This is a genomic window from Streptomyces sp. NPDC048353 (assembly GCF_055587165.1).
In genome coordinates, this window is sequence record NZ_JBVJGU010000003.1 from 880216 (window position 1) to 896553 (window position 16338).

Annotated in this window: 13 protein-coding genes; 4 read left to right on the forward strand and 9 right to left on the reverse strand. The window is 74.4% G+C overall.

The genetic code is table 11. The features are described from left to right. The first annotated feature begins 40 nt into the window (after positions 1 to 40). On the forward strand, positions 41 to 628 hold the full coding sequence (locus ACZ6RC_RS14240) for a Pycsar system effector family protein (protein ID WP_391141958.1): 588 nt from the start codon (positions 41 to 43) through the stop codon (positions 626 to 628). A gap of 36 nt (positions 629 to 664) precedes the next feature. Here the strand turns inward: ACZ6RC_RS14240 and ACZ6RC_RS14245 are convergent, their stop codons facing one another. The 6 genes from ACZ6RC_RS14245 to ACZ6RC_RS14270 form a co-directional block, all read right to left on the reverse strand. After that, positions 665 to 1549 (reverse strand): hypothetical protein, encoded by an 885-nt coding sequence (locus ACZ6RC_RS14245; RefSeq protein WP_391141957.1) that lies wholly within the window; start codon positions 1547 to 1549, stop codon positions 665 to 667. Beyond that, entirely contained in the window at positions 1546 to 3678 is a 2133-nt protein-coding gene (locus ACZ6RC_RS14250; protein WP_469582365.1) for a hypothetical protein, read from the reverse strand. Before ACZ6RC_RS14250 ends, ACZ6RC_RS14245 begins: the two co-directional genes overlap by 4 nt. A gap of 13 nt (positions 3679 to 3691) precedes the next feature. Continuing rightward, positions 3692 to 4456, reverse strand: a complete 765-nt coding sequence (locus tag ACZ6RC_RS14255; RefSeq protein ID WP_469582368.1) for a hypothetical protein — start codon at positions 4454 to 4456, stop codon at positions 3692 to 3694. A 409-nt stretch (positions 4457 to 4865) separates the two neighbouring features. Beyond that, a complete protein-coding gene (locus tag ACZ6RC_RS14260) occupies positions 4866 to 5582 on the reverse strand; it encodes a Crp/Fnr family transcriptional regulator (protein ID WP_391141949.1) in 717 nt (238 codons plus the stop codon). Positions 5583 to 5730: 148 nt separating this feature from the next. Then, a complete protein-coding gene (locus ACZ6RC_RS14265; protein ID WP_469582373.1) occupies positions 5731 to 7356 on the reverse strand; it encodes a WD40 repeat domain-containing protein in 1626 nt (541 codons plus the stop codon). A gap of 117 nt (positions 7357 to 7473) precedes the next feature. Beyond that, the gene (locus tag ACZ6RC_RS14270) at positions 7474 to 8277 is read right to left on the reverse strand and encodes a GntR family transcriptional regulator (protein ID WP_469582867.1); all 804 of its coding nucleotides are present in this window, start codon (positions 8275 to 8277) and stop codon (positions 7474 to 7476) included. Between the two features lie 396 nt (positions 8278 to 8673). Here ACZ6RC_RS14270 and ACZ6RC_RS14275 point away from each other — a divergent pair, with 396 nt between their 5' ends. Beyond that, positions 8674 to 9531: a (2Fe-2S)-binding protein gene (locus ACZ6RC_RS14275; RefSeq protein ID WP_469582376.1), complete on the forward strand. Its 858-nt coding sequence runs from the start codon at positions 8674 to 8676 to the stop codon at positions 9529 to 9531. 288 nt (positions 9532 to 9819) lie between these two features. Beyond that, the gene (locus tag ACZ6RC_RS14280) at positions 9820 to 10881 is read left to right on the forward strand and encodes a DUF2637 domain-containing protein (protein WP_391141941.1); all 1062 of its coding nucleotides are present in this window, start codon (positions 9820 to 9822) and stop codon (positions 10879 to 10881) included. Positions 10882 to 11065: 184 nt separating this feature from the next. On the opposite strand, the gene ACZ6RC_RS14285 is transcribed toward ACZ6RC_RS14280, so the two are convergent. The 3 genes from ACZ6RC_RS14285 to ACZ6RC_RS14295 form a co-directional block, all read right to left on the reverse strand. Continuing rightward, on the reverse strand, positions 11066 to 11395 hold the full coding sequence (locus ACZ6RC_RS14285) for an ATP-binding protein (protein WP_391141938.1): 330 nt from the start codon (positions 11393 to 11395) through the stop codon (positions 11066 to 11068). A 136-nt stretch (positions 11396 to 11531) separates the two neighbouring features. Next, positions 11532 to 13274, reverse strand: coding sequence for a pyruvate dehydrogenase (locus tag ACZ6RC_RS14290; RefSeq protein WP_469582381.1), 1743 nt, complete (start codon positions 13272 to 13274; stop codon positions 11532 to 11534). A 27-nt stretch (positions 13275 to 13301) separates the two neighbouring features. Next, on the reverse strand, positions 13302 to 14696 hold the full coding sequence (locus ACZ6RC_RS14295; RefSeq protein ID WP_469582384.1) for a protein phosphatase 2C domain-containing protein: 1395 nt from the start codon (positions 14694 to 14696) through the stop codon (positions 13302 to 13304). 625 nt (positions 14697 to 15321) lie between these two features. Here ACZ6RC_RS14295 and ACZ6RC_RS14300 point away from each other — a divergent pair. Continuing rightward, positions 15322 to 16305, forward strand: coding sequence for a helix-turn-helix domain-containing protein (locus tag ACZ6RC_RS14300; RefSeq protein ID WP_391141930.1), 984 nt, complete (start codon positions 15322 to 15324; stop codon positions 16303 to 16305). Positions 16306 to 16338: the final 33 nt, after the last annotated feature.

Below are 16338 nucleotides of genomic sequence, written 5' to 3' on the forward strand. Positions count from 1 at the left end.
ACTGGGAGTCCTCGACCACCTCGATGCCGGGAGGCTCCCCATGTCCCACTCCGCTGCCGCGTCCGGCGGCACCGCCGACGCTTCCGACAGCTCCGACGCCGGCCCCGCCGCGACGGGTTCGCGCTCCGCGGAGCGCACGGCGGCCGGTCTGCGCTCCGGTCTCGCCGTCTACACCTCGCTCCAGGCGTCGAACCAGTTCGCCGACGCCAAGGTCGGCATCCTGGGCGCCGTCCAGGCGGGTCTCGTGGCCGCGTCCGTACCGCAGGGTGCGGTGGTGCGCGAGGCGTGGACGCGTGGCGGTCCGGGGGCGTGGGTGGCCGCCGGGCTGCTCGTGCTGCACGTGGCGGCCTTCCTGCCGGCCGTGTACTGCGTCGCCCAGGCCCTCCGGCCCCGCCTCGCGCCGCCGCCCGCCCCGAACCGGTTCAGCCTGCCGTTACTGGCCTCGGCGGACGGCACTCCCCCGTCGCAGGACGACGAGGCGGAGCGGGCCGAGATCTGGCAGTTGATCCCGATCCTGGCCCGGGTCGGAATGGCCAAGCACCGGTACATCGCGCGGGGTGTCGTCTGGACGGGTCTGATGGCCCTGGCCGCCGGTCTCTCCTTCCTCGCCGGGCCGCTGCTGCTCTGACCGCAGGCGCCGCCGGGCGCCCGCCCGTCCCCCTGTTCAGCTCCGGGAACTCCGGGGCTGGGGAAGGGGCTCGGGCGGGCCGACGGCGGGACCGGGCTCCCCCGCCGGGACGAGTCCGAAGAGCCGCATGGCCCGGCCGAGCTGCCGTTCGTTGTCGGTGACGAACTCGAAGAGGTCGTGTGCCTGGTACTCCTTGCGCTGCCGTCCGACGAGCGTGATGAACTGGTCGAGCTGCTTCTGGCGCTCCCGGAACATGGCGCTGACCTCGGACGCGGCCTCCTCGGGCCGTTCGGCCAGGAGGACCGCCCACGGCGTCAGCCACGAGGCCGACTCGTCGTCGGGGCCGACGTCGACCAGGCCGCTCGCCAGGAAGGCCCGCCACTCCTCGGCGACCTCGCCCAAAAGCCGTACCCGCAGCGACGACTTGGCGTAGTCGTGCTCGATCTGCTGGAGCTCCAGGGCCGCCTTGCGCTGCTGGTCCACGATCTCCTGCGGCGGCCGGACGACGGTGCTCGTACGGCACGTCACGAGACCGCTGTCGAAGCATTCGCCCTCGCGCAGCGCCTCGTTGACCGCCTGCTCGGCGTCCTGCGCGTGGAATGGTTCGTAGTGCCGGGTGATCTCGCGGACGCGTTCGGCGAGCCGCTGCGGCAGGTCCGCCTGATAGCCGTCGACGGCGCGGCTGAGGGCGAGGGTGTCGAGGCGCCCTTCGGCGCACCAGTCGCAGCGGATCTCGATCCGGAAGTCGAACCCGCCTCCCTTGGAGGGGGTTTCGAAGGCGACCACGGATTCCCGGTGCACCTTGACGATCTCGGGCACGTCCACCGTCACGGGGGAGAAGACCGGTGCGTCGGGTTCCGCCCGGCGGCCGAAGAGGGAGCGCAGCCAGGAGATCGGGCCGCGGCGTGGTGTGCGGGTCATGTCGACCACCTTTCGGTCACGAGGGAGTTGAACTGGGCGGCCGCGTCGAAGCCGACTCCTTGGTGGCTCCACAGCCGGAGGAAGAACAGGAACCGCTCGCGCAGGCCGGCGGCCGAGCCGTCGTCGAGGAACAGCTCGGTGACGAACGCGACGAGCGTCGTATCGAGTCCCGGCTCGTCCCCGGACCGCTCGATCCACGACCGCAGGGAGTCCCAGCCCCGCTGCGGGACCCCGGGCCGGGGGCTGGACAGGGTGCCGCGCATCAGCCGGAGGAGATGGCCGTGCTGCACCGGGTCGGCGAGGAATCCGGTGACCGCGAGATCGCCCCTGAACCTGCTGAGCTGCTGCAGGCACGCGGCCGCCTCGCCCCGGAGCCCGGAGTGCGGTGACTCCGCCCAGGCGGCCAGCCGCTCGATCGTCTGCTCCCGCGCCCCCGCGGCGTAGATCTCCCGGACGGCGGACCGTACGCCTCTCAGGCTCGTTCCGGCGATCCTCTCCAGGCTGCCCAGCGCCTCCAGCGGGTACCGCGCGCCGATCGCGGTGCCGTACGCCACCTGGGCGCACGCCTGGCGGTCCCGCCGCCGGGACCAGTCGCGGAGCAGCCGCTGGACACGCGGAGCGAGCACGGGGTCGGCGGCGGCACGCTCCAGTGCCCAGGCGGCCGCGTGCCGGCGCCGGTCGGCGTGGTCCCCCTTCGCGGTCGCCCAGGGGACGAGCAGCTCCTCCAGGACGTAGTCCCAGTCGAAGCCGGCGAGCAGGCCGGCGGCCTGGGCGGCGGACACGCGGATGTCCTCCTCGCCCCGGACGACCAGGCTGTCCAGCCAGGCGAGCAGCGGGGCGCGGGCTCCGCCGTGTTCGAGGCACAGCGTCTCCAGCAGCGCCTCGCCGAGGCCGGGCCGGGCGATGCGCACCCGGCAGTCGGGGTGGCCCTCCTCGGCGGGCCCGCCCGAGCCGTCGATCCGCTCCACGACGGAGGTGTCGAGCCAGTCGGAGAGGCCTTCCTCGAAGAGCCGCATCTCCGGTTCGACCGAGGGCGAGCGCACGCCGTGGAGCAGCGCGGCGAGCTGGTGGGACTCCCGGCTCACCCGGCTCAGCCGCCCCCCGTCGAGCACGACACAGGCCAGCAGGAAGGCCCGGGCCCAGAGGGAGACCTCCTGCTTGCCGCCCTGGGGGCCGGCGCCCCGCACGGGGGCGCGGAGCAGTTCCTTGGCCTTGGCCCGTAGCTGTGCCTGGAAGCCCTGGGCGATGGTGTCGACGTCGTCGCCGTCGCGCTCGCACCGCTCCAGCCGCCGCGCGATCGCATGGATCTCGGTCAGGGTGGTGCGCCCGTTCAGTCCCGCCCGGACGCTGTCGTGCCGCAGCAGCTTCTCGCACGCACCGGGGCGGTCGGGTAGCCGCACGGCCAGGTGCCGTGCCAGGGCCTCGAACCGCAGGCCCTCCGGGACGCGGTGTTCGACCACGTGCGCGTCGAGGCCGTCGACCGGCACCTGGTCGTCGACGACGACGACCAGCGGGCTGCGCCGGTAGGTCACCTCCTTGAGTCGGCTGAGCAGTTGGGGGCGGAGTTGGGACGCCCAGGGCCGGCCGTCGCCCTCGACGACGTGTCCCCGTCCCGCCTGGAGGTCGCCGCCCCGGCTCAGCAGCCGCTTCAGGTCCATCTCCGGGTCGAGGAGCACGACTTCGGCGTCCATCACCTCCTGCGCGGCGAGGAGCGCGGTGGTGTACCGCCCGGAGCCGGGCGCTCCGCGGAGCACGGCGACACCCTCCTTGAGGAGCAGTGCGGTGAGGGCGCGGTGGCTGTCGGGCTCCACGTACCGCTCGCGCAGGCGGTCGAGGTCCTCCTCGCGGATCCGGCCGTCGACGGGGTCGGCGTGCGGAGCGGAGGCGTAGTAGTGCTTGTTGATCGTCCCGGCCGCGTCGCCGGCGCCGAAGCCGACCGCTCCGCCGGCGACGCGTATGCCCTGGAGTCCCCGGCGGCGCAGACCGCGGATGTGGTCGGCGACCGCCGGGTCCTCCTCGGCGTACTGTTCCGCCTCCTCGGTGCCGTCCCGTGCGCCCGGCCGTTCCTCCGGCGGTTCGTCGTCGGCCGTGGTCACGGGCCCGCTGTCGGACGTGAGGTGCTCTGCCATGACGCCGCCCCGCTCACCGGTAGTAGTTCTTGTTGATCGTGCCGGTGGTCGCGTCACCGCTGCCGTAGTGGACGACCCCCTCGTTGCGCTCCACGACGTGGGTGGGGCCGGTCCGGGTCCCCTCCCCCGGCTTCGGTTCCGGGTCGGCGACCAGTTCCGCCAGCTCCTCCGGTCCGTGCTCGGGTACGTGGATCCAGCCGTAGCCGGTGAACTCCTTCTGCTTGACGTGCACTTTGGCGAAGGTCCGCGGGTCGAGGCCCTGGCCGCGGAGCCGGACGACGTCCTGGTAGAGACGGTCGGAGACGATCAGCGCGAGGTCCGTGGAGTCGATGCCCTCCAGGACCCGCTTGAGCTGGGCGGCGTTGAGGTAGCGGGCGAGGGCGACGGGGGCGGGGCCGGCGTAGCCGAGGGCGGCGGTGCGGGCGACGCCGGTGTCGACGGCGAGGCGCAGCCGCATCCGCTCCGCCGTGTCCCGGTTGGCGTTGCGGACCCCGAGCCGCTGGCCCAGGTGGCGGACGAAGTCGCCGAGGACGACCGACTCGGGCGTGTCGAGGGGGAGGACGGCGAACTCCTGGTCGCCCTGCGGCTGTCGCTCCCAGGTGGTCCGGTCGAGACCGCTGCGTTCGGCGGCCTCCTCCAGGAGGCGTACGAGGTCGGACTGGACGGTCTCCTGTCCGAGGGTGTCGAGCAGGCTGTACTTCTCCACGTCCGCCGCGAGGCAGAGGCGGCGCGGGATCGACTCCTGCGCGGGCAGGGGAAGAGAGGGCTGGTTGGTCACGGAGGGGCCACCTGACTGCCGTAGTGGGCGGGCTCGGGCGTCAACTGTGCACCGGGGTGCGCGAAACGCGGAGTGGGTCGTAGAAATACGGAATTGGGAGGTGGGAGGGGCCGGAAGGGCACCGTCCACGGGCCTCGCGGGCCCTCGACCGGGAGGCCCGGGTGGCGCCCGGCGCGGGGTCACGGGCGGGTGGCGGCGAGACCCGGCGCGGGGCAGGGTCCGGGAGCGGGCGTCCGGCAGGGACGGGGGCGCCCGGGTGGGCGGCGGGCGGGGGCGGGGGCTTCGGGGAAGGGGCGGCGGTCTTCGGGGGCGGGCGAGGCGTCGAGGGCGGGTCGGGGCCGGGCGGCTTCCGGTACGGGCGGTTTCCGGTTCGGGCGGTTTCCGGTTCGGGCGGCCTACGGCTGCGCCGTCAGCCCTGGTCCTCGTCCATGCGGGCGACCCGGCGGAGCCGGTCCAGGTCGAGCACGGTGGTGCGCCGGTAGCCCGTCGTGATCAGGTCGTCCCGGCGCAGTTCGGCGAGCGCCTTGTGGATCGTGACCTCCGCCGAGCCGGTCAGCGCGGCCAGCTCCGGCTGGGTGAGATCGACGCCGATCACGAGACCGCGGGGCACCCGGTGTCCGTACGAGGCCGCGAGTTCGGCCAGGACGCGGGCGAGGCGCACCTTGACCGGGAAGCCGCCGAACTCGACGCGGCGGCGGTTCGCCCAGCGCAGGCGCTGGGTGACGATCCCGGCGATGGCCAGGGCCGCCTGGGGGCGGGTGTCGAGGAAGAGACGGAGGTCCGACTCCCGGACGATGCTAGCCGCGATGTCGCCGCAGGCGGTGACCGTGGCGGACCTCGGCGCGTCGTCCATGGCGGCCATCTCGCCGACGATGTCACCGCCGACCCGGATCGCGAGCAGCGCCTCGTGCCCGTTGGCGAGGCGCGCGGTCACCTTGACGAAGCCGGAGCGCAGCAGGACCACATGGCGGGAGCGTTCTCCCTCGTGCATCAGGATCTCTTCCGGGACGTACCGGCAGCGGGTCCCGATGTTCAGCAGGTCGGCGCGCACGGCTTCCGGCAGCGCGCCGAGAAAACTCCCGGTCGGCCACCCTTCCCGGTCCCGCTGTTCGGATTGCGGTGTCACGGACATCCCCCTATCCCCCGGCCCCACTCCGGTCCGTCGGCGACCACTCGCCTCACCTGCTACAGAAGAGCAGGTAAGGAGGCGCGTGGGCAGAGTGTGCGCGGGCGGGTTTTGGGGCGCTCAGCGCGCACGGGGGCGCACATTCACCTCAGTGAGCGCCCCCGTGGGGCTCCAGACGGACCAGTGTCTCGTCCATGCCGACGACGACGCCGCCGTCCGGGGTGACCACGACGGCGCGGACGGGAGGGCCGGGGCGGAAGCGATGGAGGGCGCCGGTGTCGAGGTGGCGGAGTTCGACGAGGCCGTCGGCCCAGGCGACCGCGAGGACCGGGCCCCGGGGGGTCTCGGCCGCGTGGAGGGTGACGACCGGAGCGGCACGCTCCACGAGCGGGGCCGGGTGGGGGGCCGCGTCCTTCCCTGGCGTCCAGAGACGGACGGTGCCGTCGGTACCGCCGCTGCACACGAACGGCGTCTCCGTCTCGACGGCGGTGACGGCCGCGACGCGTCCGCTGTGCAGGGCGGCCTGGTGGATGCCGGTCAGCCCGAAGGCGTGCACGGAGCCCAGCCGGTCGCCGACCACCACCGAGCCGCCGATCACCGCGAGCGCGGTGCCGGGATGCCGGGTGAGGGTGGCGGTGACGGCCTGGGTGAGCCGCTCCAGGTACGGGGGGCGGGGCGCCTTTCCTCGTACGGTGTGCAGCCGGCCGCGCTCGTCGAGGAGGAGGACGGTTCCGTCGGCTGCGGGCGCGAGTGCCTTGACCCGGCTCGCGGGTCCGGCGTCGAGACGGCCCCCGGGGTGTGCGTCCCGGGCGTCGAGCAGCCGCACCGCACCCGCGGGGCCGGCGACCAGCAGCCGCTCCCCCACGGCGCCGAGCGCGGTGACGGGCCCCGGCCAGGGCGGCGTCACGTCCCCGCGCACCCGGGTCCACCGCACCCGCCAGGCCGCCCGCCCGGCCAGTTCCGTGAGGGCGGGCCGTAGCCGGGGGTCCGCGCCGTCCCCGAGGGCGGCGAGCAGCACGAGGGCGCGGCCGGAGGGGGCCTGGTCCCGGCTGAGGGACTGGCCCGCGCGCAGCCAGGCGGATCGCAGGCCGCCCCGGTCGTCGTCGGGCTCCGCGAGATAGGCGCGGGTGACCCCGGCGGGATCGGCCGCGCAGACCGCCCGGGGGTCGTCGGTGTCGATCCGCGGCGGCCGCCGTCCCGCGACCGCGGCGGGGCCGGGCGATACGGCGGGGGGCGCGGCCGGGTCGGACAAGGTGGGCGGGTCGTCCTCGCCGAGGTCCACGACCGTGGCGCGGCCGCCGGCGGCCAGCCGGGTGTGGGCGGAGCTCCCGGCCGCGGTCTCGACCAGGAGCCGGACGCGCCCCAACGCGGCCATCTCGGCGAGGAGTTCGGCCAGGGCGTCCGGTTCGTCCGCCGCGTGCAGGTCGGTGAGGAGCAGGGCGGCACGGCGTACGTCGGTGGTGGCGAGGACCTGGACGAGTTCGCCGGGGGTGCGGGCGACCACGCCCAGCCGGTTGGCGATCGTCCAGGCCGTGCCGAGCACGCTCTGGCCGGTTAGGGGGACCAGTTCGCGGGCCGCGCGGCGGCGGCGGGCGGCGCCGGAGCGGGTGCCGTGGGCGGCGAGCCAGACGAGCAGGGCGCTCTTGCCGCGGCCCGGCCCTCCGGTGACGAGGCACAGGCGGGGTGCGTCCGGGTCGGTGAGCCAGCCGAGCAGGGCCGCCGCCTCGGCCTCCCTGCCGGGGGCGGGGCGTTCCGCGCGCACGGGGCCGGTCACGGGCGTCCCTCCCCGGCCTCCGGCCGGGGTGTCCCCGATGACGGCGGGTACGGGACCGGGGACGGCATGGGACACCTCACGCCACCGACCTTAGTCGGTGGGGGCCGGGAGGTGGGGTCAGCCGCCGGATCCGGCGAAGTGCTCCCGTACGAGCGACCGTACGACGGTCAGGTCCTGGGCCACGAGCGCGTCGAGGAGGGCGGTGTGCTCGGCGGCGTCCGCGACCAGGTCGGCGTGCCGGACGGCCGGGGCGCTCGTCAGGGGCCACTGGGAGCGGCGGTGGAGATCGTCGGCGACGGCGAGGAGTTGGGTGTTGCCGGCGAGGGCGAGGACGGCGCGGTGGAAGGCGCGGTCGGCCTCCGCGTAGTGCGCGCGGTCGCCGCGCGCGGCTGCCGTCGAGGTGGCCTCGGCGAGCGGACGCAGCTCCGCCCAGCGGTCGGCGGGGACGGTGCGGGCCAGCCGCAGCATGACGGGCACCTCGATGAGCGCGCGGACCTCGGCGAGTTCGGCGAGTTCGCGGGGGGTGCGCTCGACGACCCGGAACCCCCTGTTCGGCACGACGTCGACGGCGCCCTCGGTGGCGAGCCGCTGCATCGCCTCGCGCACGGGGGTCGCCGAGACGCCGAAGCGTTCGGCGAGCACGGGCGCGGAGTAGACCTCGCCCGGCACCAGCTCCCCGCCGACGAGCGCGTCCCGCAACGCCTGCAGCACCTGCCCCCGCACGGAATGCCGCCGCACCCCGCCCCGCGGCCCGGGCACGGCCCCCGCCGCGGGCTCGAGTACGGAGGTGGCGTGGCGCACGGGTGAGAGACCCGCCCCCGGCCCGGTCGAGGCGTCGGCCGTCGGCGCGGAGGCGGCACCCGGCGCCGGCCCGGAGGGCAGCACGAAGGAGGCTTCGGGCCCGGTGGCGACCGGCGGCACGACCCCCGGTACGGCCTCGTTGTCCGGCGTCCCGGCCCTATCGTCCGGCGTCGGGCGCGGGGCGAGGCGCGCGCCCGCGCCGCGGGCCGGGTCGGTGTTCTCGCCGAGGCGTGTCACCGGCGGCGGGGCGGGGTGGGTGCCGTACGCCGGGTCCGGGGTGCCCGCGGCGTCGCCGAACGGCGCGTACGGCTCACGCGCTCTGCCCTGCTCCACCCGGGTCCTCCTGCGGGATCGTGCCGGGCCCGGCTCGCGATGCCGGCGCCCCCTGTGCACGATAGGCGACGAGCGGACGCGCGGAGTCCGGAGGGCGTGCCCAGCAGAGGTGAAGGGCAAACACCGATCGCATCGGGTAAGGTAAGGCTAACCTGCTAACGATCGCGATTCGGTGGTCCCCCCATGGCCGTCCCCGCCCTGCTCCCCGCCCCCCTCACCTCACCCGTCGCGGCCTCGTACGCCCGCCTCGGCGAGGTGTTCAGCGGCCTGCGGATAGAAGAGCTGGGCCCGGACGACCGGATGCCGCGCGGCGACGGCTGGGTCGGCGCGGACGACCTCGCGGCCGGCGGCGCCGCCCTCGACGCGTTCCTCGCCTGGGACGACGCCCAGGTGCTGCGCGACTACGGCCGCCGTGCCAGGCCCGACGTGGTCGCCGGCTTCGGACTCCACCGCTACGCCTGGCCCGCCTGTCTCCTGGTCACCGCCCCCTGGTTCCTGCACCGCAGGGTGCCGCGCATGCCCGCCCGTAACGTCGCCTTCCAGCGCGCCGCCGGCCTGCTGGCGTTCCGGGTGGAGGAGTTCGCCTGCCTGCCCGGCGACCCCGCGGCCGCGCTGCCCGGCGCCCGGGTCGTCGCCGACGAGGAGGCCCTGCGGGCCGAGGTCCGCGACGCGCTCGCCGAGCACTTCGAGGAGCTGCTCGCCGGCTTCGGACCGCGGATGCGGCGCGGCAAGCGGGCGCTGTGGGGCATGGCGACCGACGAGATCGTCGAAGGGCTCTGGTACATCGCCTCCCTGATGGGCGAGGAGGCGCGGGCGATGGCGGAGCTGGGGCTGCTGCTGCCCGGCACCGCCAAGCCGTACGTCGGGACCGCGGGCTTCCGCGAACTGCCCGGCTCCGGCACGGCCGACACCCCGCCCGCCGCGACCCGGGACCGGGCCAGCTGCTGCTTCTTCTACACCCTGCGCCCCGAGGACACCTGTCTGACGTGCCCGCGCACCTGCGACGCCGAGCGGGTCCGGCGACTCGCCGCCGCCGCCTGACGTCCGACCGGCGGGTCCGCCGACTCGCCGGCACCGCTTGACGTCCGACCGGCGGCTCCGCCGACTCGCCGGCACCGCCTGACGTCCGACCGGCGCTTACGCCACCCCCAGGGGTGGCGTCCGTCGAACACGTCCCCCCGCCCCCGCTCGCCCGTTCGACCAGATCGCACCTATTCGTATGCCGTGCGACCCCGTTGGCGTGCTCTTGCCGCGAAACCCCTTGAGGCCCCCGCGAGGTCGGCCAGTATGGGCGCCCGAAACGCCCTACTGCGATGCAAGGGACACCGCATGAGACTGACCGACATATCGCTGGACTGGCTGCTTCCGGGCGGCGTGATGGTGGCCGGAGTCCTGACGGCGGTGGCGGTGCTCGCGCGCGGCAAGCGCGCCGGTGACCAGGCCGCGGCCGAGGACTCCTGGGAACGCAGCGAGGAACGCCGCAGACGCAAGGAGGCGATCTACGGCACCGCCTCCTACGTCCTGCTCTTCTGCTGTGCGGCGGTCGCGGCCGCGCTTTCCTTCCACGGGCTCGTGGGCTTCGGCCGGCAGAACCTCAACCTCACCGGGGGCTGGGAGTACCTCGTCCCCTTCGGCCTCGACGGCGCGGCCATGTTCTGCTCGGTCCTCGCGGTCCGCGAGGCCAGCCACGGCGACGCGGCCCTCGGCTCGCGCCTCCTCGTCTGGACCTTCGCGGGTGCCGCCGCCTGGTTCAACTGGGTGCACGCACCCCGGGGTCTGGGGCACGCCGGCGCCCCGCAGTTCTTCGCCGGCATGTCCCTCTCGGCGGCCGTCCTCTTCGACCGGGCCCTCAAGCAGACCCGCCGGGCGGCGCTGCGGGAACAGGGCCTGGTGCCCCGTCCGCTGCCGCAGATCCGGATCGTACGGTGGCTGCGGGCGCCCAGGGAGACCTTCGGCGCCTGGTCGCTGATGCTCCTCGAAGGCGTACGGACGCTGGACGAGGCGGTCGACGAGGTCCGCGAGGACCGGCGGGAGAAGCAGCAGAACCGGCTCCGCAGGCGGGAGCAGGAGAAACTCGGCCGGGCCAGGCTCAAGGCGATCAACCGGCAGCACCGGGCCTTCGGGCGCGGACGCGGCGGCGGGCGCCAGGTCGAGGTCGCGGCCCTGAACTCCGGCGCGGGCTCCGCGACGCCGTCCGTGGGGCCGGCCGTCGCGGAGCCCGCCATAGCGGACCCCGGACAGCTGCCGCTTCGACCCCGGCCCTCCCTCCAGGCCGTCCAGGGCGTTGAGTCCCGGACGGTGGACCTCACCGCCGAGGACGACACCCAGACGCTCCCCCGGCTCGATTCCCTGGAGCGCAAGCTCAAGGACCTCGAGCAGCAGTTCGGCTGAGCGTCGCTCCCTCCGAGAGATCAAGAGAGAAGGACGAACGGAACGGCGGGGCCGCCCCTCAAGCGGCCCCGCCGTTCTTCGCGCGCTCCCGGGGCCCTGGAGCCGCCCCGTTGTTCTCGCACTCCCGGGGCCCTGGGCCCGCCCCGCCGTTCACGTGCTCCCGAGCCTCAGGCGGCGCCGCCGGTCACGCCGCGCCGCCGTTCAGTTCGAACCACACGACCTTGCCCGCACCTTGCTCCTCGACGCCCCAGGAGTCGGCCAGGGCGTCGACCAGGACGAGCCCCCTGCCGTGCGTGCCCTCCTCGGCGGCCGGGGCGTGCGAGGCGGCGAGGCCGGGGACGAAGTCCCGGACCTCCACCCGCAGGCTCTCCGGGACGATCGTCGCGGTCACCACCGCGCCGTGCTCCGTGTGGATCAGCGCGTTGGTGACCAGCTCGCTCGTGAGCAGCTCCGCCACGTCGCAGGCGCCCGGCCCGCCCCACGCGCGCAGCATCGCGCGCAAGGCGTGTCGCACCTCCGGCACCGCGGTGAGATCCGCGCACCCCACCTTCCTCAGCAGTTGAGCCGGCTGTCTCGCCTCCCCGGCCATAACCCCCACCCACAGTCGTCGGACAGTCACGGGGATGCATGCCCCACGCGCCGTCCGGCATTCACGGTCGGGGGACGTTGCGCAGGTTCGATCGGGCCATCTGCAGCATGCGGCCGACACCGCCGTCGAGGACGATCTTGCCGGCGGAGAGGGCGAACCCGGTGACCATGTCGGCGCTGATCTTCGGCGGCATGGACAGCGCGTTGGGGTCGGTGACGACGTCGACGAGGGCGGGCCCCTTGTGCTTGAAGGCGTCCTTGAGCGCCCCGGCGAGCTGCTTCGGCTTCTCGACCCGTACGCCGTAGGCGCCGGCCGCGCGGGCGATGGCGGCGAAGTCCGGGTTGTGGTTGGCCGTTCCGTACGCGGGGAGGCCGGCCACCATCATCTCCAGCTCGACCATGCCCAGCGACGAGTTGTTGAACAGCACGACCTTCACGGGCAGGTCGTACTGCACGAGGGTGAGGAAGTCGCCCATCAGCATGGAGAAGCCGCCGTCGCCGGACATCGAGACGACCTGGCGTTTCCGGTCGACGAACTGGGCGCCGATGGCCTGCGGCAGCGCGTTCGCCATGGAGCCGTGGCTGAAGGAGCCGATGATGCGGCGGCGCCCGTTGGGCGAGAGGTAGCGGGCGGCCCAGACGTTGCACATGCCGGTGTCGACGGTGAAGACGGCGTCGTCGTCGGCGAGTTCGTCCAGGACCGAGGCCACGTACTCGGGGTGGATCGGGACGTGCTTCTCGACCTTGCGGGTGTAGGCCTTGACGACCCCTTCGAGCGCGTCGGCGTGCTTCTTCAGCATCTTGTCGAGAAAGCGCCGGTCCGTCTTGGGTCGCACGCGCGGGGTGACGCAGCGCAGGGTCTCGCGCACGTCCCCCCAGACGGCGAGGTCGAGCTTGGAGCGGCGGCCGAGCCGTTCGGGCCGCACGTCCACCTGGACGATCTTGACGTCGTCGGGCAGGAAGGCGTAGTACGGGAAGTCGGTGCCCAGCAGGATCAGCAGATCGCACTCGTGGGTGGCCTCATAGGCGGCGCCGTAGCCGAGCAGCCCGCTCATGCCGACGTCGTACGGATTGTCGTACTGGATGAATTCCTTGCCGCGCAGGGCGTGGCCGACGGGCGACATGACGCGCTCGGCGAACTGCATGACCTCGGCGTGGGCGCCGGCGGTGCCGCTGCCGCAGAAGAGCGTCACCCTGCGGGCTTCGTCGATGAGCCGTACCAGGGCGTCGATCTCGGTGTCCCCCGGGCGGACGGTGGGCCGGGTGGTGACGAGCGCGTGCTCCACCGCCTTCTCGGGGGCGGGAGCGGAGGCGATGTCGCCGGGCAGGGAGACGACGCTGACCCCGCTCTGGCCGACGGCGTGCTGGATGGCCGTCTGGAGCAGCCGGGGCATCTGCTTGGGGCTGGAGATCAGCTCGCTGTAGTGGCTGCACTCGGTGAACAGGCGGTCGGGGTGGGTCTCCTGGAAGAAGCTGAGGCCGATCTCGCTCGACGGGATGTGCGAGGCGAGGGCGAGGACGGGGGCCATCGAGCGGTGGGCGTCGTAGAGGCCGTTGATGAGGTGCAGGTTGCCCGGGCCGCAGGAGCCCGCGCAGGCGGCGAGACGGCCGGTGATCTGCGCCTCGGCGCCCGCGGCGAACGCGGCGGTCTCCTCGTGCCGGACGTGGATCCAGTCGATGCCCGGCGTGCGGCGGACGGCGTCGACGACGGGGTTCAGGCTGTCGCCGACGACTCCGTACAGGCGTCGGACGCCGGCGCGGACGAGAAGGTCGACGAACTGTTCAGCGACGTTCTGTTTGGCCATGGGTCCATCAACACATGGGCCCGGTCGTTACGCCTCCCAGACGGCCGCGGCCGTACGGTCATCGGCGTAGCCCTTGACCCTCAGTTGGGTGTCGGCGAGGAAGGCGGCGAGGCCGGGCGGTTCGGGGGACGCCCAGCGGGCGGCGAGTTCCTTGGCGAGGGCGGGTTCGCCGCGCATCGCGTCGGCGAGGCCGTTCGACGCGAGGAGGAGGGTGTCGCCGGGGCGGGCCACGGAGGCGCGGAAGCGGAACGGTTCCGCCGGGGGCGGGGGCGGGTCCTCGGCGAGGGGGCCGCCGGGCGCGGTGGTGACGCCGAGCTTCATCGTGAGCCGGTCGCCGCCCTCCGCCTCGGCCGGCGGGTTCGGAGAAGCCGGAGCGCCCGGTGCGCGCGTGCCGCCCGCGGCGCTTCCGGCGGGCGGGGAGCCGAAGCCGACGACGGGCGCGCCGGTGAGGGTGGCCGGTTCGGGGACCAGCGGCTCGATGTCCTGCCAGGCTCCGTCGCGGAGCCGGAAGAGCCCGCCCCGGCCGATGCCGAAGAAGACCCGGGTGCGGCAGCCGGGGTCGGCGGAGAGGAGCAGACAGCGCAGGCTCGCGGTGTAGTCGTCGGGTTCCATGCCCAGCTCGGCGGCGCGGGCGCGGAGTCTGCCGTACGTCCGGTCGGTGAGCCGGTGGAGTCCGGACTTGAGGTCGCCGCGGCGGCCGGCCCGGATGTCCTCGGAGAGCCGGGCGTGGCTGCGGCCGACGGCCTCGCCGATCCAGCGGCAGGCGTCGGCGGCGGCGAGGTGGGAGCCGTCGGCGGCGCGGACGCCGCCGGCCACGGCGACGAGGACGAGGGCGGCCCCGTCCTGGCCGAAGCGGGCGGTGAGCAGGGTGTCGCGGCGGGGTTCGCCGCGGTAGCGGGCGGAGTCGCCGCGGACGGAGGCGGCGCGCAGGGTGAACGCGCCGTACCGGGCGCCGTCGAGGACGGTGTCGGCGACCAGGTCGGCCAGCTCGCCGGGGCGGGCGGCGGGCAGGGCGGTCGGTTCCGGTTCGTAGGTGGGCGGCCGGCCGCCGATGTGTTCCGTACGGGGGCGGGGGGCCGGGACCTGCACGGTGGGGGCGCCCGGGGGCGGGGACTGAGGAGCGGGGGGTGTCGCCGAGGCCGCCGGGAGAGGGGCAGGGGCCGGGGTCTCGGGCTCCGGCGGGGGCGGTACGTCGGGCGGGGCGGCCGGGAAGGTGCGCGGGGCGCCCGCGTCCGGGCCGAGCGGTTCCCACGGGGCCTTCTCCGGCCGGGGAGGCACGGTGTCCCGTCGTACGGCGGCGGGCATGGCCCGGGACGCGGAGTCGAAGCGGTCGTCGACGGTGTCACCCGTCGTGGTCGGCGCGGTGTCCGGCGCCGTGTCGTCGTACAGCTTGTCCCACCAGTGGTCCCCCTGCTGAGTCATGCCCCTAGTGTCCACCGCGGGGGCCGCGCGAAAACGGGACATCCCGAAAAGTGAACGAAAAAGAGGTCCGCCGGGCGACCCCACCCCCCACGGGAAGGACGCCCGGCGGACCGGCGTGATCAGCGCACGTCGTCAGCGCGGATCACGGTCTGGGTGACGGAGACGCCCTCGGCGTCCGTCGGTCCGGTCCTCCTCCGTCGTCGGAGGACGGGAGACCGGCCGGGGTGGGCGCGGCGGGCGGGTGGCCCGCGCGGCCCGTGGCGGTGAGGCCGATCCTCCGGCCGTCGGTCGGCGAGGGTGGTGAGGCCGTCCTCCGGCAGGTCGTACCGGGGGAAGAGAATCGGGATGTCTTGAGAGTAGACGTTTTCATCGGCCTGGGAAGTGCGTTCATCCCCTCTCCCCTCTCGATTCCGGTCCATAGGCAGGCGAAAGGGCCTCGCCCGGGGGCTGTCGGTGCTGCGGTGGCGCCACATTGGCAGACGTGCGGGTGGTGCAGGGATGATGGGCGAGGCGGGAATGCGCCGTGGCCGATTCCCGCCAGGGCACCAACGGAACGAATGCGTCCGCCGAACGTCCGGTGAAAGTGCGGGACGTGCGGCGGCGTCCGGTGAGGGGTGGGGCAGCGATGCTGGGAGCGATAGGGCTCGACGAACGGCAGGAGTGCGCGTATCGCGCGCTGGTCGCGCTGGGGGCGGCGGAGGTGGCGGACCTGGCGCTCCGGCTCGCCCTGCCGGAGACGGACACCGAGCGGGCGCTGCGGCGCCTGGAGTCACAGGGCCTGGCCGCGCAGTCATCGGCGAAGACGGGCCGGTGGGTGGCGGCGCCGCCGGGGGTGGCGCTGGGTGCGCTGCTGACGCAGCAGCGGCACGAGCTGGAGCAGGCGGAGCTGGCGGCGAAGCTGCTGGCGGAGGAGTACCGCGCGGAGGCGACGGAACCGGCCGTGCACGATCTGGTCGAGGTGGTGACCGGAGCGAGCGCCGTCACGCACCGTTTCCTGCAGTTGCAGCTGGGGGCCGTGGAGGAGGTCTGCGCGCTGGTCACCGGGAAGCCGGTGGTGGTGAGCGGTCTGGAGAACGAGGCGGAGGAGCTGGCCGCCGGGCGGGGCGTGCGCTATCGGGTGGTGATCGAGCGGGAGGTCCTGACGCTGCCGTCGGGGCTGGTGGAGCTGACGGCGGCGCTCGGCCGCGAGGAGCAGATCCGGGTGGTGGACCGGGTCCCGACCAAGCTGGTGGTCGCCGACCGGACGCTGGCGATGGTGCCGCTGACGGGCCGGGGGGCGGAGCCGGCGGCGCTGATGGTCCACGCGAGCGGACTCCTGGAGTCCCTGATGGGCCTCTTCGAGTCGGTCTGGCGCGAGGCGCTGCCCCTGCGGCTCGGGGCGGGCGCGCACGTCCAGGAGACGGAGGTGCCGGGTCCGGACGTGACGGATCTGGAGATCCTGTCGCTGCTTCTGGCGGGGATGACGGACGCGAGCGTGGCGAAGCAGCTGGACCTGGGCCTGCGGACGGTGCAGCGCCGGGTGAAGGGCCTGATGGAGCTGACGGGTGTGACGACCCGGCTCCAGCTGGGCTGGCACGCGTACGAGAAGGGGTGGGTGGCCCGGGGCTAGGGCCGGGGCGAGTGAGCCGAAGGGGCCGTCGGG